The following is a 21,959-nucleotide window of genomic DNA, read 5'->3' on the forward strand; positions in this document are numbered from 1 at the left end:
TCCCTTAATTCGTCGCGCCGTCAGCGAGCAGTTTGTCGAGCCGGCCTTCGGCCTCCAGCTCGTGGAGATCGTCACAGCCACCGACATGCGTATCGCCGATAAAAATCTGCGGAAAGGTCGAGCGGCCATGCGCCCGGGAGATCATCTCCTGGCGCAGTTCCGGCGAGAAGGAGGCATCGTGCTCGGTAAAGGCTATGCCCTTGCGCTCGAGCAGCCGCTTGGCTGCCGTGCAATAGCCGCACATCATGCGGGTGTAGATCGTGACATCGACCATGACGAATTTCCGCTGTTCGTTGCCGACTTATATAGTCGCGGACTCGTCCGCCCGGAAGTCCCCCGGCAACACACGGGCAAAGGTCAGCACGTCGACGGCGGCCGCACCTCCCCTTTTCAGCGCCTTGGTGGCGGAGCGCACCGTGGCGCCGGTGGTGTAGACATCGTCGATCAAAAGCACCCTGCGGCCGGCGATCTCGATTTCCGCCTCGGCGGGTACCCGAAAGGCGGCCCGCACATTTTCCTCGCGTTCCCCGCGCTCCAGCCCGACCTGCTGGCGGGTGAGTTTCACGCGCCGCACCGCCGAGGGGGCGAAGGGCAATTCACTGAGCGTCGAGACGGCCCTCGCCAGTTCCGCAGATTGGTTGAAGCGCCGCCTGAAAAAGCGCCGCCAGTGCAGCGGCACCGGCACCACCACATCCGCGTCGGCGATGAGATCGGCACCGGCGCGAACCATCCAGCGCGCCATCCATGGTGCCAGATCGGTGCGATCCTGGTATTTCAGCCCCTGCACCATCTGTCGGGCGACGCCGGAATAGGCGACCGCCGCCCGCGCCCGCTCGAAAGGCGGCGGATCGGCAATCGCCTCGGCCGACAGAAAGCCTTCGCCCATATGGTGGGTGAACGGCGTGCCCATGACCGGGCACCATGGCCGCTCCAGCAGCCTGAGCTTCGGCCAGCAGGCGCCGCACAGCACGCCTGGCTGCGAGACATGCCGGCGGCAACCGGCGCAGACCGGCGGAAACAGCATCCGCGCCGGCCAGCCGACAACCGACCGGGCCAGGTTCGTTATTCCGATGGACTTGATCTTGGGCATCGGATCGGCCAGGTGGTTGCTCCTGCACGCCACTATATCAACGATCTCGGAGCGTGGACAAACAAAGGATCTGCCCGTTGCAGCCGATAATGGATACCTCTCTGTGGCTGGCGCACAAGCGGCGCGCGCTTGCCCATCCGGTCGACGGTGCGGACTTTCTCATGCGCCGCACGGCCGAGGACCTTGCCGACCGGCTGGGCGCCGTCGAGCGCAGGTTCGGCAAGGCGGCTGTGCTGTTTTGCCAGACGCCGGCGGCGGCCGAAACGCTCGCCGAAAGCAGCAAGGTCGCCGACATTGTCCGCGTCGAGGCGGACACGGCCTTCCTGAGCGGTGGCGGCGCCGGCTTGATCGCACCGCTCGAAACCGTGCCGTTCGAAGCGGAAAGCCTCGATCTGGCGGTGTCGCTTCTGTCGCTGCAGGCCATGAACGACATCCCCGGCATGCTGATCCAGATCCGCCGTGCGTTGCGGCCGGATGGGCTTTTCCTCGGCGCCTTTGCCGGCGCCGGTACGCTTTTCGAGTTGCGCGAAAGCCTGCTTTCGGCCGAGACCGAGCTTTACGGCGGCGCCAGCCCGCGTGTCGCCCCGTTCACCGACGTGCGCGATGCCGGTGGGCTGCTGCAGCGCGCCGGTCTCGCTCTGCCGGTCGCCGACGTCGAGACGGTGACCGTGCGCTATGCCAGCCTGTTTAACCTTATGGCCGATTTGCGGGCCATGGGCGAGACCAATGCGCTCACCGATCGCAGCCGGCGGCCGGGCTCGCGCAAGCTGTTTGCCCGTGCGGCGGAAATCTACGCCGAGCGGTTTTCCGACCCCGACGGGCGCGTGAGGGCAAGCTTCTCGATTGTCTGGATGTCCGGCTGGGCGCCCGACGCATCGCAGCAAAAACCGCTGAAGCCAGGGTCGGCCAAGGTCTCGCTGAAAACAATTCTGGAGACGCCCGGCGGGCAATGATCCTGCCCGCAGGCGCGGAAAAGCCGGATCAGGGAGTGGGTGCGAAAGCGTTCGCAAGCTTGCTGTTATTGTCGCTGAACAGCCAGGTGAGCGAGTCGAAGACCCGGCCGATGCCGCCGACGATAGCCAGTGACAGCACGGCGACGATCAGGCTATATTCGACGGCCGTGGCGCCGGTCTCGTCGTTCAGAAAACGCAGCAGCACTGCTTTCATGGCCTTAACCCCTCTGTCCGGGACCTTACAGCCGACCTGTTAAGAAAGGTTAACGGCAAAGGCTTAACAGGCGATGAAGCTGCCGCCTTTCCAAAATCTCTTAACCATGTCAGCAGTCGCCGCTGCTCCTGCCATTGGACCTGATGATGCAGACCGAGCTCGGCTGCGGCTGCAGCACGCTGCGGCGCAGCGTGTAGGTTTCGCGATGGCCGATCGAGCCTGTGGCCGCCATGTCGAGCCCGCCTAAACCATCACGGGCCGAGAGCGAGCGTGTCTGGCTGTCGAGGAAAGGGGTTGCGATCAGCGCCAGCGCCACCGCGGCCGAACCGAACAGCAGCGTGATGCGCAATATGCCCATGCCCGCATCGGCGGCGCGAAAGCCGCGCTCGGGCCGGATCGAGTCCCAATCCCTGTCTAGGCTCATGCTATCGCTCCCCGGCAAATCGACGGCTCGGCCGCGAACGGCCATGCCTCAATTTTTCACGACGAGATAAATCTTCCATTAACGCTGGCTGATACACGCCTCGGCCAGGAACCGACCGAACGCGAGCCTCAGAGAAGATCGATGAGGAACGGGATCAGCGGCGCATCGGCCGGCGGCATCGGATAGTCGCGCATCTGCTTCGGCCGCACCCATTTCAGCGTCTGCACTTCCCTGGGCTGGGCTATGCCGCGAAAGCGGCGGCAGACGAACAGCGGCATCAGCAGGTGGAAATCGTCGTAGGAATGACTGGCGAAAGTAAGCGGCGCCAGGCACGGGATGTCGGTTTCGATGCCGATTTCCTCATGCAGTTCGCGAATGATGCATTGTTCGGGCGTCTCGCCGGGCTCGACCTTGCCGCCGGGAAATTCCCACAACCCGGCAAGTTGCTTGCCCTGAGGCCGCTGCGCCAGAAGCACCCGGCCGTCGGCATCGACCAGCGCGCAGGCGGCGACCAGGAGCAGGCGTTTGCCGGCGGTCACGACATCATTCATGACCCGGGGGCCGGCGATAGTGGTAGCGATAGACTTCCTCGAAGCCGAGCGAATGGTAGAGCGCCAGCGCCGGCACATTGTTGGCCTCGACCTGCAGCCAGGCTTCCCGCGCGCCCCGCAGTCGCGCCCATTTGAGCGCCGACAGGATCAGGTTGCGGCCATGGCCCCTGTTGCGTGCCGACTTGTCGGTGGCGACCTCGAACAGGCCGGCGAGATCGCCGTCATGCACGCAGATAAGCGTCGCCAGCGCCTCGGCTCCATCTTCGAGCGCGAACAGCCCGGCTTCGGGCTGGATGGCGCCGATGATCTCCGACAGGCCGGGCCGCAGCGAAACATCCGAACCGCTGACCTTGAGCGACGCGCCGATGAAGCGGCTGATGTCCTTGAGCGGAATCTGGTCCATGGCGGCGTCGAGCTGCGCGCCGGCCAGCGGCAGCCGCATGACCAGCGACTCGTCGAACCGGCTCCAGCCCTCGCGGTCGAGATGGCTGGCGAGATCTGGGCCCGACAGCGGCGACATGCGGAACGTCAGCGGCCTTCCATAGGCATCGAAACGGCGGCTGGCCCGGCCGATACGGTCGGCAATGTGCTGGGTATCGCCTGGATCGAGCGGATTGACCGAGTTCAGCCGCTTGGCCGGATGGCCGGCGGTCAGCCGCACCACCCAGGTGCCGTCATAATGGATGGCGGCTGCCGGCCAGGCGCGAAAGCCGGCCGCCTCGTAGCGGCGCACGATCGCGAGCATGCTTGCCGGATGCCTGGAACCCAAAACCATCAGCTCCGATAATCGCCATTGATGGCGACATATTCCTTGGTGAGATCGCAAGTCCACACCGTCGCCTTGCCGCGGCCGATGCCGATATCGGCGCGGATACGGATGTCGTCGCGCTTCATATAGGCCGACGTCGCCTGCTCGGAATAGCCAGGATCGCGCTCGCCTTCATGCGCCAGCCTGTTGTCGCCGAACCAGATCGACAGCCGGTCGCGATCGGCGGGCTCGCCGGCCTTGCCGACGGCCATGACGACGCGGCCCCAATTGGCATCCTCGCCGGCGACCGCCGTCTTGACCAGCGGCGAATTGGCGATCGACAGCGCGATGCGCTTGGCCGAGCGCGCCGATTTGGCGCCGGTGACGGTGACTTCGACCTGCTTGCGGGCGCCCTCGCCGTCGCGCACCACTTGCAGCGCCAGCGATTTCAACACCTTGCCGAGTGCCCGGCGGAACGCGCCGAGACGGGCATCCTTGGGGTCGGTTATCTCTGGCGCGCCACGCTTGGCAGCCTTGCCGGTGGCGAAGATCAGCAGCGTATCGCTGGTCGAGGTGTCGCTGTCGACGGTGACCGCGTTGAAGGTCTTGGCCGTGCCGCGCGACAACAGGTCCTGCAGAACAGGGGCGGCGATCGGCGCGTCGGTGGCGATGAAGGAGAGCATCGTTGCCATGTCGGGCGCGATCATGCCGGCGCCCTTGGAGATGCCGTTGATGGTGACGTCGGTATCGCCGAGCTTGACGGTCGCGGTCGCCAGTTTCGGATAGGTATCCGTGGTCATGATCGCCTTTGCCGCTTCGGTCCACAGCTCAGGCTTGCCGTTGCTGACCAGTCCCGCGAGCAGATGGCTGAATTTGCTGGTATCGAGCGGCTCGCCGATGACGCCGGTCGAGGCCAGGAAAACCTCCGCTGCCGTGCAGCCGGCCGCCTTCGCGGCCGCCTCGCCGGTCAGCGCGGTCGACTCGCGGCCTCTCTTGCCGGTGAAGGCGTTGGCGTTGCCGGAATTGACGACCAGCACCCGGGCCTTGCCCGCGCCGAGATTCTGCCGGCAGAAGTCGACCGGCGCCGAAGGGCATTTCGATTTCGTGAACACGCCGGCGATCGCGGTGCCTTCATCGAAGACCATGGTCAAAAGATCGGTGCGGTTTTTGTACTTTATCCCTGCCTCGGCGGTGGCGATGCGCACCCCTTCGATTTCCGGCATTTTGGGGTATTTCTTCGGCGCGAGCGGCGAAATCGTCGTGGACATGGAGGCCTCGGGCGGGAAAAATCGCAGGGGAAGGCCGGTTTGCCCGATAGACCGCGCGGGCGCAAGGCGTTTTCGTCGCTCTTGCCCGGGAGCTCGAACCCGCTCGTGGTTAGGCCTGCATTTCAAATCCGATGGCGTCGCCGGGGCCGATGGCGTTATGATCTGCCCCATGGGCAGGCTTGCGATCCTTGCATGGGCATTTCTGGGACTTTTGCTGCTGAGCGCGGATGCGCAGCCGCAACGGCGGGTAGCGCTTGTCATCGGCAACGGCACTTACGCCGAAGCCGGCACGCTGGCCAATCCTGTGAACGACGCCCTCGACATCGCCGACAAGCTGCGCTCGATCGGCTTCGAGGTCATCGAGGGCAATGATCTCGGCAAGCGTGAACTCGAACGCAGCATCGGCGCGTTTTCCGATGCGCTCCAGGGCGCCGGCGTCGGGCTTTTCTATTATGCCGGCCACGGCCTGCAGGTCGACGGGCGCAACTACATCGTGCCGGTCGACGCCAGGCTGGACGTACCGGTCAAGCTGCAGCTCGAGGCCGTGCCGATCGACGAAGTCCTCGACATCATGGAACAGCAGACCAAGGTCAGCCTGGTGTTTCTCGATGCCTGCCGCAACAATCCATTTGCCCGCAGTCTCAGCCGCACCGCCACCACGCGCTCGGCGAAGGCGCTGGCCGGGCTGGCGCAATTCGATTCGACGCGCGGCTCGTTCATCGCCTTCTCGACGGCACCTGGCGCTGTCGCCATGGACGGCAGCGGACGCAACTCGCCCTTCGCCGCCGCCCTGCTGCGCCACATCGCCGAGCCCGGCCAGAGCATCAACGACATGATGATCGCGGTGCGCCGCGACGTGGTTTCGCAAACCCGCGAAACCCAGCGCCCCTGGGAGCAGGGATCGCTGCTCGAACGCTTCGAATTCGTCTCGGACGGACAACCCGCAGAGCCACAAAGGCCGGCCGCGGCGCCGGCGCCTTCGACGGAAGTCGCCGCACTTGAACGCTCTGTCGGCGACGACAAGGGATCGATCGAGAAATTCCTGCGCCAGGACTATCTGACGCCGGACACCAGGGCGATGAGCGAGACCGTCAAACGGCTCTACGGCCCATCCGCCATCATCTTCGGAACCCGCTACGACGCCGACGCCATCGTCAAGGTCAAGGCCGACTGGTTCGCGCAGTGGGCCTCCTGGTCGCTAAGCATGGAGGCCGGCAGCCTGGAAGTCGCTCCGCAGGGCGAAGATCGCGCCGAGGCAGTCTTTGCGATGCGCTACGACTATCTTCCAAAGGACACGTCGGCGGCACGCCTGACCGGCAAGGCGCGCGTCACGCTTGGGCTGGTCAAGGCCGGCGGCGGCTGGCGTATCGAATCCGAGACATCGCAGGCGATGCAGTAGGCGTGATCCCACGGCCAGCCGGGCAATTTAAGCCGGCAGCGTCTCATAGCGATAGGAATTTTTTCTTGACTCGGTGAGGGCAGCTATGCTACATTTTTGCCCATGGTGCTGATTTGCGCCAGTGACCCGCCGCCCGGCGGGTTTTTGCCTTTGGAGCTTCGCCAACCGACACGCCGGTAGACTTCCAGAGAATAAACTTAACCCCTGCCGCTACCATCCGTTCCTGAAGCTTGAAAACGCGCCGTTTCGTTTGAGCGTCGGGTCGCCTATATTGCCGGCGATAGTGTTGGCGAGGAGACAGAGATGGCCGAGGACGCCGATCCGGCGCGCAGATCGATCGGTGCGCGGCGCAACCCCGACAGCGCCGATGCCATTCTCGAAGCCGCCGAGGCCGTGCTGGTCGAAGCCGGTTATGCCGGTTTTTCCATCGAAGCGGTGGCGCGGCGGGCCCGCGCCGGCAAACCCACCATCTATCGCTGGTGGCCGAGCAAGGCGGCGTTGCTGCTCGAAGTCTACCAGCGCCAGAAGCGCGTCGATGTTCCCGATACCGGGCGGCTGGAGGAGGATCTCGTCGGCTTCCTGAAAAACCTGTTCACCCACTGGCGCGAGACATCGTCGGGAAGCGTGTTCCGGTCGCTGATCGCCGAGGCCCAGTCCGACGAGACCGCTGCCGCAGCCCTTGCCGACTACTCGCTGGGCCGACGGTCCCATACCGGCCAGATCATCGAACGCGCCAAGGCAAGGGGCGAAATCCCGGCCGAAATCGATTCAGCTGTTGTCGCAGACCTCATCGCCTCCTTCGCCTGGAGACATCTGTTGACCAACCGGCTCGACGAGGACGAAGCGACCATCGGCAAGGCGGTCAACTACGTGATGCGAGGCATAGCGGCGCCCGCCCCGTAAAGATGGCAATGAGAAAGGGCGCGGCAACCCCTGGCTGCCGCGCCCTTTTTCAAGGAGCTATCAGTCTTACTTGGCGCTTTCCAGCGTATCGACCGTCTTCTTCAGGTTCGCGTCGGGGATCTCGATCTTGGCGCCGGCGCGCAGCGACTTGACCAGTGCGAAATACTTGTCGCGGATGACCGCCTGCTTGGCCTGGTCCTTGACGTCCTCGAAGGCCGGCGGCTGCTTGGTGCGCTTGTCCTCGAGCTTGATGACATGCCAGCCGAACTGCGTTTGCACCGGCTGCTCGGTGTATTTGCCGACCTCGAGCGCGGAGGCCGCCTTGTCGAACTCCGGCACCATCTGGCCAGGTCCGAACCAGCCGAGATCGCCGCCGCTGGTCTTGCCCGAGGGATCGCTGGTGTGCTCGTTGGCGAGCTTCTGGAAGTCGGCGCCGCCATCGAGCTGCTTGATGATGGCCTCGGCCTCTTCCTTGGTCTTCACGAGGATGTGACGGGCATGCAGCTCATTGGTGGGCGGCGTGTTGGCGATTTCCTGGTCGTAACGGGCGCGGACCTCGGCGTCGGTGACCTTGTCGACGACGCCCTTCTCGACCATCTCGCCATGCAGCGCGCGCTCCTGCAGGAAAGCCATGCGGCGCTGGAAGTCGGGATCCTTGTCGAGCCCTGTGGTGACCGCCTCGGCGGCCATGACGCGGATCTCGATGGCAGCCGAAAGGGCGGCGGCACGGCGCTGCTCGGGCGGCAATTGCGCGAACTGCTGCGACAATTCCCCTTCGGCAAGCACCAGATCTGCTTCGGTCAGGGGCTGGCCGTTGACCGTGGCGATAACCTTGTTCGGATCGACCGGTGCCGCGGCCGGCGCTGCTGCATCCGCCGGAGCGGGAGCGGTTTGCTGCGCCATCAGCGGCGAGAGCGAAAGGGCCGACAGGCCGACTGCCAAGCCAAGGCTGGCGAGCGACGCGCGGCGGAACAACAAGGACATGGGGTAACTCCGGTGGGGATTGAAAGAGGGGTGGCTTCCAGATCGGCCAGATTGTGGCGGAATTTGGCGCAGCCAGCAGGGCCGGCGCGGCGTTGACATCAGTTGAGCCCCCTCTTATCTGTCCAACGACTTTGCGTCCAGAACCGTTTTCCGGGCGCTTTTTGTGTTTGCCAGTGTTCACTAATGTGTTTGCCAGTGTTCACGTGGAATTGATGGGGCCGGCCGGCGCTCATCTCAAGATTGAGAATTCTATCGAAAGGACCATTGGATGGTCAGTCTCGGCGGTCTCGCCCGTAAGGTTTTCGGTTCCTCCAATGACCGTCGGGTCAAATCGACCCGGCCTCGTGTCGAGGCGATCAACGCCATGGAAAACGAGATGCGGGCGCTTTCCGACGAGGAGTTGGTCGGCCGCACCGCAAAATTCCGCCAGGACATCGCCAACGGCGCCACGCTCGACGACCTGTTGGTGCCGGCCTTCGCCACCGCCCGCGAGGCCGCGCGCCGCGTGCTCGGCATGCGCCCCTTCGATGTCCAGCTGATCGGCGGCATGGTGCTGCACAATGGCGGCATTGCCGAGATGCGCACCGGCGAGGGCAAGACCCTGGTCGCGACGCTGCCGGTCTACCTCAACGCGCTCGCCGGCAAGGGCGTCCACGTCGTCACCGTCAACGACTATCTGGCCACCCGCGACTCCGAATGGATGGGCCGCGTCTACAAGTTCCTCGGCCTCTCGGTCGGGGTCATCGTCCATGGCCTGTCCGACGAGGAGCGCAGCGCCGCCTACGCCGCCGATGTCACCTACGCCACCAACAACGAGCTCGGCTTCGACTATCTGCGCGACAACATGAAATACGAGCGCGCCCAGATGGTGCAGCGCGGTCACAATTACGCGATCGTCGACGAAGTCGATTCCATCCTGGTCGACGAGGCGCGCACGCCGCTGATCATTTCCGGTCCGCTCGAGGACCGTTCGGAAATGTACAACACCATCGACACCTTCATCATCCAGCTGCAGCCGCAGGATTATGAGGTCGACGAGAAGCAGAAGACCTCGATCTTCACCGAGGAAGGCACCGAGAAGCTCGAGAACCTTTTGCGCGACGCCGGCCTGCTCAAGGGCGAGTCGCTCTACGACGTCGAGAACGTCGCCATAGTCCACCACGTCAACAATGCGCTGAAGGCGCACCGGCTGTTCCAGAAGGACAAGGACTACATCGTCCGCAATGGCGAGATCGTCATCATCGACGAGTTCACCGGCCGCATGATGCCGGGCCGCCGCTATTCGGAAGGCCTGCACCAGGCGCTCGAAGCCAAGGAGCATGTGGCGATCCAGCCGGAGAACCAGACGCTGGCCTCCGTCACCTTCCAGAACTATTTCCGCCTCTACAAGAAGCTCTCCGGCATGACCGGCACGGCGCTGACCGAGGCCGAGGAATTCGGCAACATCTACGGTCTCGAAGTCACTGAGATCCCGACCAATCTGCCCGTCGTGCGCATCGACGAGGACGACGAGGTCTACCGGACTGTCGAGGAGAAATACAAGGCGATCGTCAGGGAGATCCGCGAAGCCAGCGCCAAGGGCCAGCCGACGCTGGTCGGCACCACTTCCATCGAAAAGTCCGAGCAGCTGGCCGAGCGCCTGCGCAAGGAAGGTTTTACCGATTTCGAAGTGCTGAACGCCCGCCATCACGAGCGCGAGGCGGCGATCGTCGCCCAGGCCGGCAAGCCAGGCGCCATCACCATCGCCACCAACATGGCCGGCCGCGGGACCGACATCAAGCTCGGCGGCAATGCCGAGATGCGCATCGAGGAAGAACTCGGCGACATGCCGGCCGGACCCGAGCGCGAGGCGCGGGAAAAGGAAATCATTGCCGACATCGAGCGGCTGAAGGAAAAGGCGCTAGCCGCCGGCGGCCTCTACGTGCTGGCCACCGAACGCCACGAATCGCGCCGCATCGACAACCAGTTGCGCGGCCGCTCCGGTCGTCAGGGCGACCCCGGCCGCTCGAAATTCTTCCTGTCGCTGCAGGACGATCTGATGCGCATCTTCGGCTCCGAGCGCATGGACGGCATGCTGCAGAAGCTCGGCCTCAAGGAAGACGAGGCGATCATCCATCCGTGGATCAACAAGGCGCTGGAAAAAGCGCAGAAGAAGGTCGAGGCGCGCAACTTCGACATCCGCAAGAACCTTCTGAAATATGACGACGTCTCCAACGACCAGCGCAAGGTGGTGTTCGAGCAGCGCATCGAGCTGATGGACGGCGAGGGCCTCTCCGAAACGATCGCCGAGATGCGCGAAGGCGTCATCGACGAGATCGTCGCCAAGGCCATTCCCGAAAACGCCTATGCCGAGCAGTGGAACGTTGCCGGGCTGAAGGCCGAGATCGCCGAGTTCCTGAACCTCGACCTGCCGGTCGAGGACTGGGCCAAGGAAGAGGGCATCGCCGAGGACGACATCCGCGAGCGCATCGGGCAGGCCGCCGAAGCCGCCGCCAAGGAGCGCGCCGAGCGTTTTGGCCCCGAGGTGATGAATTACGTCGAGCGCTCGGTTGTGTTGCAGACGCTCGACCATCTGTGGCGCGAGCACATCGTCAATCTCGACCATCTGCGTTCGGTCGTCGGCTTCCGCGGCTACGCCCAGCGCGATCCGCTGCAGGAATACAAGGGCGAGGCGTTCGAGCTGTTCCAGGCCATGCTGGGCAATCTGCGCCAGGCCGTCACCGCGCAGCTGATGCGCGTCGAACTGGTCCGCCAGGCCGCCGAAGCGCCGCCTCCGGAAGCCCCCGACATGTTCGGCACCCATATTGACGGCACAACCGGCGAAAACGACTTCGAAGGCGGCGAGACCGCCCTCCTGGTCCGCCCGGAGACAACCGCCGTCGTCGCTCCCGAAGACCGCGACCCCAACAACCAGGCCACCTGGGGCAAGGTCGGCCGCAACGAAGCCTGCCCGTGTGGATCGGGGAAGAAGTACAAGCACTGCCACGGGGCGTTCGCGTAGTCTCGTAGCTCGGACTACCGCCACCAATCAGAAATGAAAGACGCTATCAGCGAGGCTAAGATACCTAGGCAGAACGAAAACCCTCGTTCGAACATCTTTGGGATCGTTTCAGAACTGCAAATGCCCTTTGCACAGAGCGCGTATCTAGGTTCGCTAGGGTTCTTATGGTGGTTAATTCATTAGTTACAGCTGCCTTCTCGCTGGTGGCGTGAGCGACTGTGGCTGGACCGACGACCAAGACGCATTCGGCCCTTACAAGCTGTGGAAACTGAAAAGGGGCGACCTATAGGTCGCCCCTATCTAATCGCCTTAAGCCGCTTCTGCTTCCGGCAGCGGGAAGTCAAGCGGGAGTTCTGCCGCCGGCGGGATTTCGGGGAACAAGCGCCCCGCCATCACGTCGGCAATCCGGCCAAAGTTGAGGCCGGGGTAATAGCCCGAAATCCATGAATACGGGATTCCTAGATAGCGGGCCAACTTGATCACCGGAACCATATCCGGCGTCACCTTACGGTCGTTCATCCCTTTTCCTTTCTGAAAAGGATGCGACCGAATAAACAGTTGACGCTGATTCAAGGATGAATCATTGTCGCCGGGTTGTAAGTGCGCCGTTTATTCGGTCGCATGTTTCTGATCTGGGACCATTCCCGGACCAGTTGTGGAACCGGAGCATTCGCGCCCCGGCTCCTACCGCCCAGCGGCGGCTGCTGAAACTGACCAGGTGGATCAGACCTCGTCAGATCAGGAAGCGGTCAAGCTATATGGGTTCCATGCCGATACCTTTACTTGATGCACCGTGGGGAACGAATCTCCACGGCGCATCCTGCGGGCAATGTGGTCATAATGCAATACGTCGTCTGGACATATTCGGATTTTTGACTTTGCCAGCCTCTTCCTATATGAAGGCTTGGAAATCAGAGCCGGAGGCCAAAATGTCGGACCAGAGCGAGACCATGAGCGCTGAGACCAAGAGCGCGCAGAAGCGTCGGGTCGGGCGCAGCCCCTCTTACCCCGCCATCAGCGTCCAGAAGGCCGTGGAGAAGACCAAGGCCCTTTATGAAAGAGAGGGGGAGTATGCAGCGCCAATCGAATCGGCGGCAACCGCATGGGGCTATAGCTCCAAGAGCAGTGGGGGGCGCCAGATTCTTGCAACTCTCGGATATTATGGGTTAATCGAAGTCCAAGGTGAAGGCGACACGCGCAAAGTGAAAGTCTCTGAAATCGCGCGACGCATTCTGCTCGACCAGCGCGAAGACGACACGGAGAAAAAAGTTTTGGTACGGCGGGTTGCTCTTAACCCAACGGCACATAAGGCGATCTTCGAAAAATACCCCACGGGGCTAGCATCGGACGGCTCCCTAATCCATTTTTTGGTCTTCGATCTTCATTTCAACAGGGACGCAGCCAACGAGCTTTTGGCCGAATTTAAGGAGACAGCCCAATACATCGGTCTGTACGGTCCCGATAAAGATGTGGACAAAAATGGCGCCGGGAATCATAATGACGGGGCGGACAAGTCTCCCCCTGATGTTAAGGTCGGTGATAAGATCCAGTGGACCAGTCAAGGTTCGGACCAGTTCCCGAACGGCGCGACCGTCTTAGGGTTTTCGGCTGACAATCAATGGATCTTCACCGATCGGGGGATGTCGGGGATTCCAGTAAAAGAGATCAAAGTTATGGAACCTTCTCCCGCACAGACGCCTCCGGCCATGCCGCAACATCTCGTGGACTACGTGGTCCACCGCCCAGGCGAAACTGTAGTGATTGAAGCGAAAAAGGGATCGCGAAAGGCGGTATTCCCCGTAGAGGAAGGGGACGTGACACTGATCTTCCCGGAAAACATGTCCGCTGACGGGCTTGCCGTTCTTGGTCAGTATCTGGATGTCTTCCTAAAGAAAGAGCAGAAGAAGGCCGGCGCCTAAAGGCTTGCCTTGCGCGGCGCTGCCAGTACCCGCACCATTGATCCGACTTCGGCGCGACACCTACCGCGCTGACAACCATCGCGTACTGAGTGCCGTTTGCCTCGCGGCGGTTGTCTTCGCGCCATACCATCTCGGCGGCATAGGAGCCGAAATAGTTGCCAGCGATGCGGCGCGACTGATACGCGAGAAGAATTGAAGGGCGAGCTGAAGCGCCGGGGCATAACCTATGCGGCGCTTGCCGAAAAACTGACCGAGAAGGACGCCCACAAAAGCGAGCGCAATCTGGCCAACAAGATAAGCCGTGGTAGCTTCACCGCTGCATTTTTTATGATCTGCATAGACGTGATCGGCGTTCGCCATGTTAGCTTGGAAGTGTGAATTTTCGCGCACATTCTTGAACGTATTAATCGTAATGCATAAGTCGCTTGCAGCGATTGCATCCGCAACCATTGCGCTGATCGTTGCAATTGACGTACGATTCGAATGTACGTAAGGATTGAAAAATCTGCGATTAACAAACTGGAAACGTTTGATTCGGAACAATGGCTGCATGCATCCGTTGGGATTAGCGCGGATTCGTAGGGAGCAATTCGATGAACGCATTCGCATATCGGGATAAGGTTCTCGACGAATTGCGTCGGGAATCTAACGCATCGTTTTCGGTCGTTTATCGCGCTATGTCTGAGGCAGCGAAAGCGAACCATGAGAAGGATAAAAACCTGGACGTTGAGGACGTGAAGCGGCGCATTCGTGCTATCATCAGGGAACAAGCCGTCGAAGCCAACTAGGCATGTCGCTAAGCGTATCTACCCTAGCGCTTTTCCTGTTTCTCGTTCCTGGTCTCATTTTTAGGTTTTCTTTATATGAAGGGTCGCCCGTGAGGCGGCCCTTTTTGGCATCTGGAACGTTGTATTCGTCGATAGCGGTCATATTGTATTCGACGATGATATTTACGCTTACGATATCAATTCTGCAGATAAACACGTATATCGCAAATGAAATAGGCAATGGAATAAGGTTCGGCATTGCCGAGCTAAATGACATTGTTTATATCTTTGATGACCACCTACAAGAAAATAGGCGATTTACAATAGCGAACTTCCTCATAAATTATCCGATGAGGACTGTTGCCATGTTTTCCTTGGTGTGCCTACTCGCATACGTGTTGGCTCGCACCGTCCAGCGACTTTCCCGCCAAATCGGCTTAATTGGCCGGATGATGTATGGACCTATCTATCCGATGCTCTCACAAAAAGGCGCGCCGTTCCTAACGTGTTTTGTCCTTACCAAAGTCGGCCACGACAAACAGAGGTTGATGTATTGCGGATATCCTGAGGAAATTTGCCTCCGGGAAGGAAATAACATCGACCATATAATTCTCTCCGACCCAGAGAAGTTCTATATGGTTTTTGACGATCCTGTACCCACGACGACGTTTGGAGAGGCTCGACGGGTATCGAGGCAGGAGCAAAGCCGAGGCCAAATGTTTGTATCAGGCTCTGAGATCGAAAACGTTCACTTCGAAAGCTTCTATTATGCTGACCCTACGCCGAGTTTGATTAGCCGAATTTTCGGATCTCATAAACGCAAGGTAGCGGCACCAAAGTAGGTGGCTAAACGCGAACGGCCTTCCAAGCGCTTGGAAGGCCGTTCTATTTTCCTGATTTTTCCAATGCCTACGGCTTTTTCCAGCGTTTCCTATGTTTTCCCATACCGGGCGACAATCCACACACCCATTCAGAGGACTCGAACCTCGACTCCTCAAGCGCGCCTAGGAACGATCCGGATCGCCCATTTTCGGCTAACTAGAAACTTGAGGTGCGTTTCCTACGCTTCATACTGCAGGACTGGCATGTATGGGGTACTCCCGCGCCCCAAGTTTGTCAAACAAGTCGCAATTTGCACGATTATTGACGGCAAACATCAATAAATTTGGCGAGTTTGCTCCATAATACCGCTAAGCCTGATCCGTTTCGTCGGCCTCAGCTTCCCGGGCGGCTTGTTTAAACCGCTCGGATTGCCCTTTCTGACTAAGCTCTCCAGCCCTTTTTGGCTTTGGCTTTGGAGCGATATTTAGACGGTCGCCAGACACCATAGGGTGCCTCACCTTGCACTAGTCGTTTCATAAGTCAGGCGTTGCCGACGACACCTTGCCGCGCATGCCACGCTTGAACGCCGAGAGATAGCTTTCGATGGTGTTCGAATGGATGACGGCACCACCCTCGTTATGGCGACGCCATCGGCATGACTTATGCGCGTGCCACGCACCGCCCCTACCGGCCCTCCGCTATGGCACCGGACGTTCGTCACTCGAAAAAGCCAAATCGCTGACTTTTCGCCCGCCGCACCCCGCCCTCACCCAACCGTTTCTTAATGTGTCTCCGCTACACCCAACCCTGAAAAGAAGCGGAAAACGGAGAGAAATCGGGGTGCGCTTTTCCGCGGCCACGACTGCCGGGCGGTTCTTGCCGCAGCGTTGGGCGCTGCGCATGGGGCCGTTGCTTGGCCGCATCGATGCCGTGCTGTTCACCGCCGACGAGCGCGGCGAGGCGAGCCGCATGTCGGTCATCGCCTTCTCGGTCCGCATCGTCAGCGCCGTCATCGCCTTCGTCAGCCAGGTGCTGATGGCACGGTGGATGGGCTCGTTCGAATATGGCATCTTCGTCCTCGTCTGGGTGACGATGGTCATCGTCGGAAACCTCGCCTGCCTGGGCTTCCACACCTCCGTCATCCGCTACATTCCCGAATATCGCGAGCGCGGCCTGATGGACGAACTGCGCGGCATCGTGCTGGCCAGCCGCCTGTTCGTGCTGATCGCCTCCACGCTGATTGCCGGGCTCGGCGCGCTCGGCGTCTGGCTGGCGGCACCCTGGATCGAGAACTACTATGTGATCCCGTTCATCCTCGGCGTCATCTGCCTGCCGATGATCGCCATGTCCGACCTTTTGTCGGGCCTGGCACGCGCCAACAGCTGGGCACTGTTTGCCCTGTCGCCGACCTATCTGGTGCGGCCCGTGCTGATCCTGCTGTTCATGGCGCTGATGCTGTTCGTGGGCTACGCACCCGATGCCAGGACCGCCATCTTCGCCTCGATCGCCGCCACCTACGCCACCACGCTGGGACAACTCGTCGGTGTCACCCAGCGCATGGAAAGGCAGATCCCGGCCGGGCCGATGAAGGTGCATTTCGCGCAATGGTTCATCGTCTCGCTGCCGATCTTCCTGGTCGAGAGCTTCTTCTTCCTGCTGACCAATGCCGACGTGCTGATGGTCGGCGCCTATATGGATCCCAACGACGTCGCCGTTTATTTCGCCACCGTGAAGACGCTGGCGCTGGTGCATTTCGTCTACTTCGCCGTCAAGGCCGGCGTTGCCCAGCGCTACGCCCAGTTCACCCATGGCGACCCGCAAAGGCTTGCCGCCTTTGCCCGCGAGACGGTGTCGTGGACGTTCTGGCCATCGCTCTTGATGGCGCTGCTGGTGCTGGCGCTCGGCGAGCCGATGCTGGTGCTGTTCGGCCCTGAATTCACATCAGGCTATCCGCTGCTGTTCCTGCTCGTCTTCGGCGTCGTGGCGCGGGCCGCCGTCGGCCCCTGCGAAAGCCTGCTGACGATGAGCGGCAACCAGAACATCTGCGCCGCCGTCTATGCCATGACGCTGGCCTTCAACATCGCCCTCAATGTGGTGCTGATCCCGATGTTCGGCCTGTGGGGCGCGGCAATGGCCACCGCCTTTGCCATGATCTTCGAAGCCGGCGCGCTCTCCTTCACGGTGTGGCGCAAGCTCGGCATCGCCATGCTTATCTTCGTGCCTGCCAAAGGAGCCGCGTGATGGCTGCCATCCCGTTGCTTGAGGAAACCAGCGGCGGCACCGCCGGCGCCATGGTGTCGGGGCTCGCCGGGCTGACCCGCGATGCCGACCCCGCCCATATCGAGATCCTCGCCAACAACCGGCCCGAGCGCAAGCTCGCCATCTACCCGGCATCGGCCGGCTTCGACCTGGTCGAGGAACTGGACTATCTCTGCGCCCGCACGGTCGAGCCCAATGTTTTCTTCAATCCGCGCTTCCTGGCCCCGGCCATGCCGCGGCTGGAGGATCGCGAGGTGCGGCTGGCGGTCATCCGTGACGGCGACGAATACCGCAACCGGCTGCGCCTTCTGGTGCCGTTCTCTGTTGAGCGGCCGGTGGTGCCGCTCGGCGTTCCGGTCATGCGCACATGGTCGAGCCCGTTCGGTCCGCTCGGCACGCCGCTGGTCGACCGCGACGACCCGGTCGGCGTCGTCGAGGACTTTTTTGCGATGCTGTCGCGCCCGCATCTCAAGCTGCCGAAAGTGTTCGTCCTGCCCGACATCCGGCTCGATGGCCCGGTGGCGAGCCTGCTTGCCACCGTGGCCGAGGCTCGCGGCCTGACGCTGGTCACCACCGGCCAGAGCCAGCGCCCGGCGCTGGAGAGCGAGCTCGATGGAGACGATTATCTGAAGGCCTCGCTGCGCTCGCACCATTATCGCGAGTTCCGCCGCCTGAAGCGGCGCCTTGGCGACCTTGGCAAGCTTGAGCATGTCGTGGCGCGCGGCCCCGAAGACATCCGCCATGCTATCGAAGGCTTCCTGTCGCTGGAAGCGGCCGGCTGGAAAGGCCGCGAACGCACCGCCATGGCGATCGACCGCTTCCGCGCCGCCTTCGCCCGCGAAGCCGTGCACCGGCTGGCCGAACAGGACATGTGCCGCATCCACTCGCTGACGCTCGACGGCCGCACCATCGCCTGCCTGATCGTCTTCGTCGAAGCCGGCATCGCCTACACCTGGAAGACGGCCTATGACGAGACGCTGGCCAGCTATTCGCCCGGCACGCTACTGATGATCGAGGTGACCAGGCAGCATCTCGACGATCCCAACATCATGATGACCGATTCCTGCGCGGTGCCCGACCATCCGGTGATGAGCCGGCTATGGGCCGAGCGCAAGCCGATGGGCACCCTGGTGATCGGCCTGGCGCCGGACGCCGACCGCCTCACCCGCCAGGCCGCCTCGCAACTGCACCTCTACCGCGAAACCCGCAACATGGCCCGCCTGCTGCGCAACCGGATGAAGAGCTTGCTGGGGCGGCGGTAAGAAAAGGCAGGGTGCGGTTCTGGAGAATGGCACATCTTCGCTGCAATATTTGACAGGTGGGTGACCGGGAATTTACTTCGGTTGCCAGCAGGCAAACGCGAATATTGATCTCTGCTTATAAAAAAACGAGATTTCTCGCAGAAATTTCCAGTGAAAGCCCATAAGACCTACTCGCATTCTTGTTCTTAATTCACGATAATCTAGTGATTCGGTAGCGATGAGAGAGAAATGTCGCTGAATCATGAGGCCAACGGCGCCCGGCACATCAGTGCGGAGGACAGCGCCGTTGTCCGAAGGGCCGACGAAGACTTCGAAGAACTGATTCGAAGCATTCGAGCCGCAACGCATCAAGCTTTGCCTCTCTTCGAAGAGGAGCCCGTGACCGGGTTGGCCCAGTCAGACACGCTGGCCGCCTCCCTCGGCTCGACTTCGGCCCGGACGGGCTCGAGCCAGGCCCGCGCCATGCGCGGCTCCTCGCTCTTGTCCAACGATAGGCTGGATCCACGTGCCGATGACGACTTGGCGTGGTCGTTGGTTGATCACGATGCCGACGCTCCCGATACCGACAAATGGGAATTGCAGGAAGAGGTGGCGAAGCTGCAGCGCTTGCAGGATCGCACCTCGAAAGAGCTTGGGCGAAAATCGCGCGAGCTATCGATCGCGAGTAAGACAATCGCCGACCTGGAGGTCCAACTCAACAAGGCACGGCAGACCATTGCGCAAGCGGACAGGCATGCCGGCCAGCGGGCAACGCGGTTCCTCGAAGCGAATGTCGAGGTTGAGCGTCTGGGCCGGAACCTGGCGCGCGTGTCGGGGCAACTTCGCGACGAGATCATCGCCAGGCAAGCCGCCGAGCAGGCGCGTGAGGACGTTGCATCGCGGCTCGCCAGCTTGCAACAGGCCGCCATGCTGCTTCGTTCCAAGGTCGCGGATTACCAGCTCCAAAACGAAAGACTGACCGGCAAACTGTCTGCGCAGATGCTGGTGCAGCAGGACCTGCAGGTGCGGCTGTCCACGGTCGAGCATCAGCGCGGCGTTCTCGGCGATTGCGCCGCCACCGCGCAGGTACGGGCCGTCGAACTTGAAAAGAGGTTGCGCTCGCTCCAGCGCAGCGCCGCCGATCAAAGCGTGGTCCGCGCAACGCCGAGCGTGGGACAGCCCGCCGAGGACGTGGCCGAGCATCGGCGCCAAACCTCGGAAACCGAGATTGCGACGTTGCGCCAGGAGCGCGACGCGGCGCGCCGAGACTATGGCGCGGTGAAGGTTCAACTCGCCGATCTCCGCTTGCGCGACATGACCGACGAGCTCGGGCATGCCCGTTGCCGCGATGAGAACCGCCAGCTTCACCACAGGCTGGAAACGCTGACACGCCAGGATCCGCCCAACGGACCGGCAGCGGATGACAATGCCGATCTCGAACGGACATTCGACGAATTGCTGGCGGCTGGCGAGCTTGGCGCGGCCAATGACGGCGATCCCACCGCGACGCGCAAGGCGTCTTGATCGCGTTGGGGATTTGCCACCCAAAGCTCGAAGAGTGAAGGGTGGTGCCCCTAGCCGGAATCGAACCAGCACTCCTTGCGGAACTCGATTTTGAGTCGAGCGCGTCTACCAATTCCGCCATAGGGGCTCAGGCCGGGCGGCCTGGATGGCGCGGGACTATACGGTTGGAGGGCTGTTCGTCAACTGGCCAATTCTCCGGCGCTCTCAAGATGCGACCAAACTGCGCCTTTCGATTTCGTGACGGGGCTGCCATTGTGCAGCGCGGAAAATCTTTCTAGACAGGCGGCGCATCAAAGCGCGGCACGTCTGCGGGGACGGATGGCGTGCTCTGGGTCTTTGTTCTGTGCATGCCGTTACACCCCAACCTGCCTGCGCAATTGAACGACACGCATTAGGAGTGCCGATGCTTCGCGGACTTTACGACTGGACCTTGTCGCTGGCGGCCCGCAAATCCGCCGAATGGTGGCTGGCCTTCATCGCTTTCGTCGAGAGCTCGGTGTTCCTGGTGCCGGCCGACGTGCTCTATCTGCCGATGGCGCTGTCGCGGCCGGATCGCGCCTACCGCTATGCGCTGATCGCCACCGTCGCCTCGGTGCTGGGCGGCATCGCCGGCTGGTTCATCGGCCACTACGCCTATGACGCGGTGGCGCGGCCGATCCTCGAATTCTACGGCAAGTACGACGAGTTCGAAGCGCTGCGCGCGGGGGCAGGCGTCGGCTTCATCGTCCTGATGCTGATCACATCGGGCGCTGCCCACCTGCCGCCGATCAAGGTGGTGACGATCCTGTCCGGCGTCATCGGCGTCAATTTGCTGTTGTTCGTGGTGCTGGCGATCGTGGCCCGCGGTGGCCGTTTCCTGCTGCTCGCCTGGCTGCTGCGCCATTATGGCGAACCGATCCGCGAATTCATCGAGAAGCGCCTCGGCCTCATCGCCGGCGCCGGCGCGGCTGCCCTGATTTTGCTCTATATCCTGGTCAAATACGCGTTCTGAACAGAACCATTGCGAGCCGGACGGACCGATTGAAATGACAGCGACCATGAATGCCGACACCGGACGCCAGCGCACGCTAACCGCCTTGTTCCTCGCCGTCGCCATGGCCGCCACCGTCGGCTCGGCGCTCGGCTTCCAGTATCTCGGCGGCTACATCCCCTGCCACCTCTGCCTCGAACAGCGCACGCCCTACTATATCGGCGTGCCGCTGATGGTGCTGGCGGTGATTGCGTCGATGCTGCACGCACCGGCATGGCTAACGCGCGGCCTGCTGGCCGTCGGCGGCATCCTGATGCTCTACGGCCTCTATCTCGGCGTCTACCACTCCGGCGTCGAATGGCAGTGGTGGGCCGGCCCGACCGATTGTACCGCAGGCGCCGGGCCGGTCGACACCGGCGGCAAGGGCGTGCTCGACGCGCTCGACAAATTCGTGCCGCCGTCCTGTGACAAGGCCGCCTTACGCATCCTCGGCCTGTCGCTGGCCGGCTGGAACGCCATCGCCAGCCTGATCCTCGCCGCCGTAGCCTTCCGCGGCGCTTTCACGCGCGACTGATTGAGCAGCGCGACGCAGAGTTCGAGCAAAAATTCGCCAGACTGAGCCGGATGGCGCGACTTTCGACGTCCGAGCAAGATCGACCCCCACTCCGTCTCGGCTTCGCCGAGCCACCTTGTATCTACACGAGAGAGATTTCGTGGGATTAGAGCGATTGAGCCAAGGTCCGGGCGGCCGCCCGGACCTTGGCTTGGCGAAGTCGCCCGTACCACCTGAGGTTACAACCGCGGGAGAGCTTGGGATCTTCGCCTTCGTCACGCACAACCGAACAGTCGCTTGGTTCCAACCGTACGCACAAGGCAGGTTACCGTGAACAGGATTATTTGTGGAGTTGATGTTTCGAAAGAT

General features: G+C 62.0%; 21 protein-coding genes and 1 tRNA gene. 12 read left to right on the plus strand and 10 right to left on the minus strand.

Annotated features, from left to right (window positions below):
• Nucleotides 1–4: 4 nt before the first annotated feature.
• Together grxC and NKJ00_RS29640 are read right to left on the minus strand one after the other, a co-directional pair.
• Nucleotides 5–274 (minus strand): glutaredoxin 3, encoded by a 270-nt coding sequence (grxC, locus tag NKJ00_RS29635; protein ID WP_023811156.1) that lies wholly within the window; start codon nucleotides 272–274, stop codon nucleotides 5–7.
• 27 nt (nucleotides 275–301) lie between these two features.
• Nucleotides 302–1,102 carry a ComF family protein gene (locus NKJ00_RS29640; protein ID WP_023811155.1) on the minus strand — a complete coding sequence of 267 codons (801 nt, stop codon included), beginning with the start codon at nucleotides 1,100–1,102 and terminating at the stop codon, nucleotides 302–304.
• Between the two features lie 65 nt (nucleotides 1,103–1,167).
• Between NKJ00_RS29640 and NKJ00_RS29645 the strand changes: the two genes are divergently transcribed.
• The gene (locus tag NKJ00_RS29645) at nucleotides 1,168–2,043 is read left to right on the plus strand and encodes a class I SAM-dependent methyltransferase (protein ID WP_352613273.1); all 876 of its coding nucleotides are present in this window, start codon (nucleotides 1,168–1,170) and stop codon (nucleotides 2,041–2,043) included.
• Between the two features lie 28 nt (nucleotides 2,044–2,071).
• Here the strand turns inward: NKJ00_RS29645 and NKJ00_RS29650 are convergent, their stop codons facing one another.
• From NKJ00_RS29650 to argJ, 5 genes are all read right to left on the minus strand, one after another.
• Nucleotides 2,072–2,257 carry a Flp family type IVb pilin gene (locus NKJ00_RS29650; RefSeq protein ID WP_128304558.1) on the minus strand — a complete coding sequence of 62 codons (186 nt, stop codon included), beginning with the start codon at nucleotides 2,255–2,257 and terminating at the stop codon, nucleotides 2,072–2,074.
• A gap of 109 nt (nucleotides 2,258–2,366) precedes the next feature.
• Nucleotides 2,367–2,681 carry a hypothetical protein gene (locus NKJ00_RS29655; protein ID WP_352613271.1) on the minus strand — a complete coding sequence of 105 codons (315 nt, stop codon included), beginning with the start codon at nucleotides 2,679–2,681 and terminating at the stop codon, nucleotides 2,367–2,369.
• Nucleotides 2,682–2,809: 128 nt separating this feature from the next.
• Complete coding sequence (locus tag NKJ00_RS29660; protein ID WP_352613269.1) at nucleotides 2,810–3,232, minus strand: (deoxy)nucleoside triphosphate pyrophosphohydrolase; 423 nt, start codon at nucleotides 3,230–3,232, stop codon at nucleotides 2,810–2,812.
• Nucleotides 3,225–3,977 (minus strand): GNAT family N-acetyltransferase, encoded by a 753-nt coding sequence (locus NKJ00_RS29665; protein WP_352613267.1) that lies wholly within the window; start codon nucleotides 3,975–3,977, stop codon nucleotides 3,225–3,227. Before NKJ00_RS29665 ends, NKJ00_RS29660 begins: the two co-directional genes overlap by 8 nt.
• A 29-nt stretch (nucleotides 3,978–4,006) precedes the next feature.
• Entirely contained in the window at nucleotides 4,007–5,248 is a 1,242-nt protein-coding gene (gene argJ / locus NKJ00_RS29670; protein WP_352613265.1) for a bifunctional glutamate N-acetyltransferase/amino-acid acetyltransferase ArgJ, read from the minus strand.
• A 169-nt stretch (nucleotides 5,249–5,417) separates the two neighbouring features.
• Here argJ and NKJ00_RS29675 point away from each other — a divergent pair, with 169 nt between their 5' ends.
• Entirely contained in the window at nucleotides 5,418–6,647 is a 1,230-nt protein-coding gene (locus NKJ00_RS29675; RefSeq protein WP_023811148.1) for a caspase family protein, read from the plus strand.
• Nucleotides 6,648–6,950: 303 nt separating this feature from the next.
• Nucleotides 6,951–7,550 carry a TetR/AcrR family transcriptional regulator gene (locus NKJ00_RS29680; protein ID WP_352441706.1) on the plus strand — a complete coding sequence of 200 codons (600 nt, stop codon included), beginning with the start codon at nucleotides 6,951–6,953 and terminating at the stop codon, nucleotides 7,548–7,550.
• A 66-nt stretch (nucleotides 7,551–7,616) separates the two neighbouring features.
• Here the strand turns inward: NKJ00_RS29680 and NKJ00_RS29685 are convergent, their stop codons facing one another.
• The gene (locus NKJ00_RS29685) at nucleotides 7,617–8,534 is read right to left on the minus strand and encodes a peptidylprolyl isomerase (protein WP_023811146.1); all 918 of its coding nucleotides are present in this window, start codon (nucleotides 8,532–8,534) and stop codon (nucleotides 7,617–7,619) included.
• 268 nt (nucleotides 8,535–8,802) lie between these two features.
• On the opposite strand from NKJ00_RS29685, the gene secA reads away from it, so the two are divergent.
• Complete coding sequence (secA, locus tag NKJ00_RS29690) at nucleotides 8,803–11,535, plus strand: preprotein translocase subunit SecA (protein WP_128304562.1); 2,733 nt, start codon at nucleotides 8,803–8,805, stop codon at nucleotides 11,533–11,535.
• 309 nt (nucleotides 11,536–11,844) lie between these two features.
• On the opposite strand, the gene NKJ00_RS29695 is transcribed toward secA, so the two are convergent.
• Nucleotides 11,845–12,054 carry a hypothetical protein gene (locus NKJ00_RS29695; protein WP_128304563.1) on the minus strand — a complete coding sequence of 70 codons (210 nt, stop codon included), beginning with the start codon at nucleotides 12,052–12,054 and terminating at the stop codon, nucleotides 11,845–11,847.
• A gap of 410 nt (nucleotides 12,055–12,464) precedes the next feature.
• Between NKJ00_RS29695 and NKJ00_RS29700 the strand changes: the two genes are divergently transcribed.
• The 6 genes from NKJ00_RS29700 (at nucleotide 12,465) to NKJ00_RS29730 (ending at nucleotide 20,067) form a co-directional block, all read left to right on the plus strand.
• Nucleotides 12,465–13,454 carry a hypothetical protein gene (locus NKJ00_RS29700; RefSeq protein ID WP_128304564.1) on the plus strand — a complete coding sequence of 330 codons (990 nt, stop codon included), beginning with the start codon at nucleotides 12,465–12,467 and terminating at the stop codon, nucleotides 13,452–13,454.
• A 192-nt stretch (nucleotides 13,455–13,646) separates the two neighbouring features.
• On the plus strand, nucleotides 13,647–13,832 hold the full coding sequence (locus NKJ00_RS29710; RefSeq protein WP_352613262.1) for a DUF6471 domain-containing protein: 186 nt from the start codon (nucleotides 13,647–13,649) through the stop codon (nucleotides 13,830–13,832).
• A 215-nt stretch (nucleotides 13,833–14,047) separates the two neighbouring features.
• Nucleotides 14,048–14,242 (plus strand): hypothetical protein, encoded by a 195-nt coding sequence (locus NKJ00_RS29715; RefSeq protein WP_128304566.1) that lies wholly within the window; start codon nucleotides 14,048–14,050, stop codon nucleotides 14,240–14,242.
• A 1,641-nt stretch (nucleotides 14,243–15,883) separates the two neighbouring features.
• Nucleotides 15,884–17,284 (plus strand): lipopolysaccharide biosynthesis protein, encoded by a 1,401-nt coding sequence (locus tag NKJ00_RS29720; protein WP_128304567.1) that lies wholly within the window; start codon nucleotides 15,884–15,886, stop codon nucleotides 17,282–17,284.
• The gene (locus NKJ00_RS29725) at nucleotides 17,284–18,564 is read left to right on the plus strand and encodes a GNAT family N-acetyltransferase (protein ID WP_128304568.1); all 1,281 of its coding nucleotides are present in this window, start codon (nucleotides 17,284–17,286) and stop codon (nucleotides 18,562–18,564) included. The genes NKJ00_RS29720 and NKJ00_RS29725 overlap by 1 nt, the downstream gene beginning before the upstream one ends.
• A 378-nt stretch (nucleotides 18,565–18,942) precedes the next feature.
• Nucleotides 18,943–20,067 (plus strand): coiled-coil domain-containing protein, encoded by a 1,125-nt coding sequence (locus NKJ00_RS29730; protein ID WP_352613260.1) that lies wholly within the window; start codon nucleotides 18,943–18,945, stop codon nucleotides 20,065–20,067.
• A gap of 42 nt (nucleotides 20,068–20,109) precedes the next feature.
• Here NKJ00_RS29730 and NKJ00_RS29735 read toward each other — a convergent pair.
• Nucleotides 20,110–20,194: transfer RNA gene (locus NKJ00_RS29735), tRNA-Leu, on the minus strand.
• Between the two features lie 276 nt (nucleotides 20,195–20,470).
• On the opposite strand from NKJ00_RS29735, the gene NKJ00_RS29740 reads away from it, so the two are divergent.
• Entirely contained in the window at nucleotides 20,471–21,058 is a 588-nt protein-coding gene (locus NKJ00_RS29740; RefSeq protein WP_023811139.1) for a YqaA family protein, read from the plus strand.
• A gap of 34 nt (nucleotides 21,059–21,092) precedes the next feature.
• Complete coding sequence (locus tag NKJ00_RS29745; RefSeq protein WP_352613258.1) at nucleotides 21,093–21,611, plus strand: disulfide bond formation protein B; 519 nt, start codon at nucleotides 21,093–21,095, stop codon at nucleotides 21,609–21,611.
• Nucleotides 21,612–21,959 lie beyond the last annotated feature (348 nt).

The sequence above is a fragment of the Mesorhizobium sp. M0227 genome, from assembly GCF_040321855.1.
In the GTDB taxonomy this organism is placed as follows: Bacteria; Pseudomonadota; Alphaproteobacteria; order Rhizobiales; family Rhizobiaceae; genus Mesorhizobium.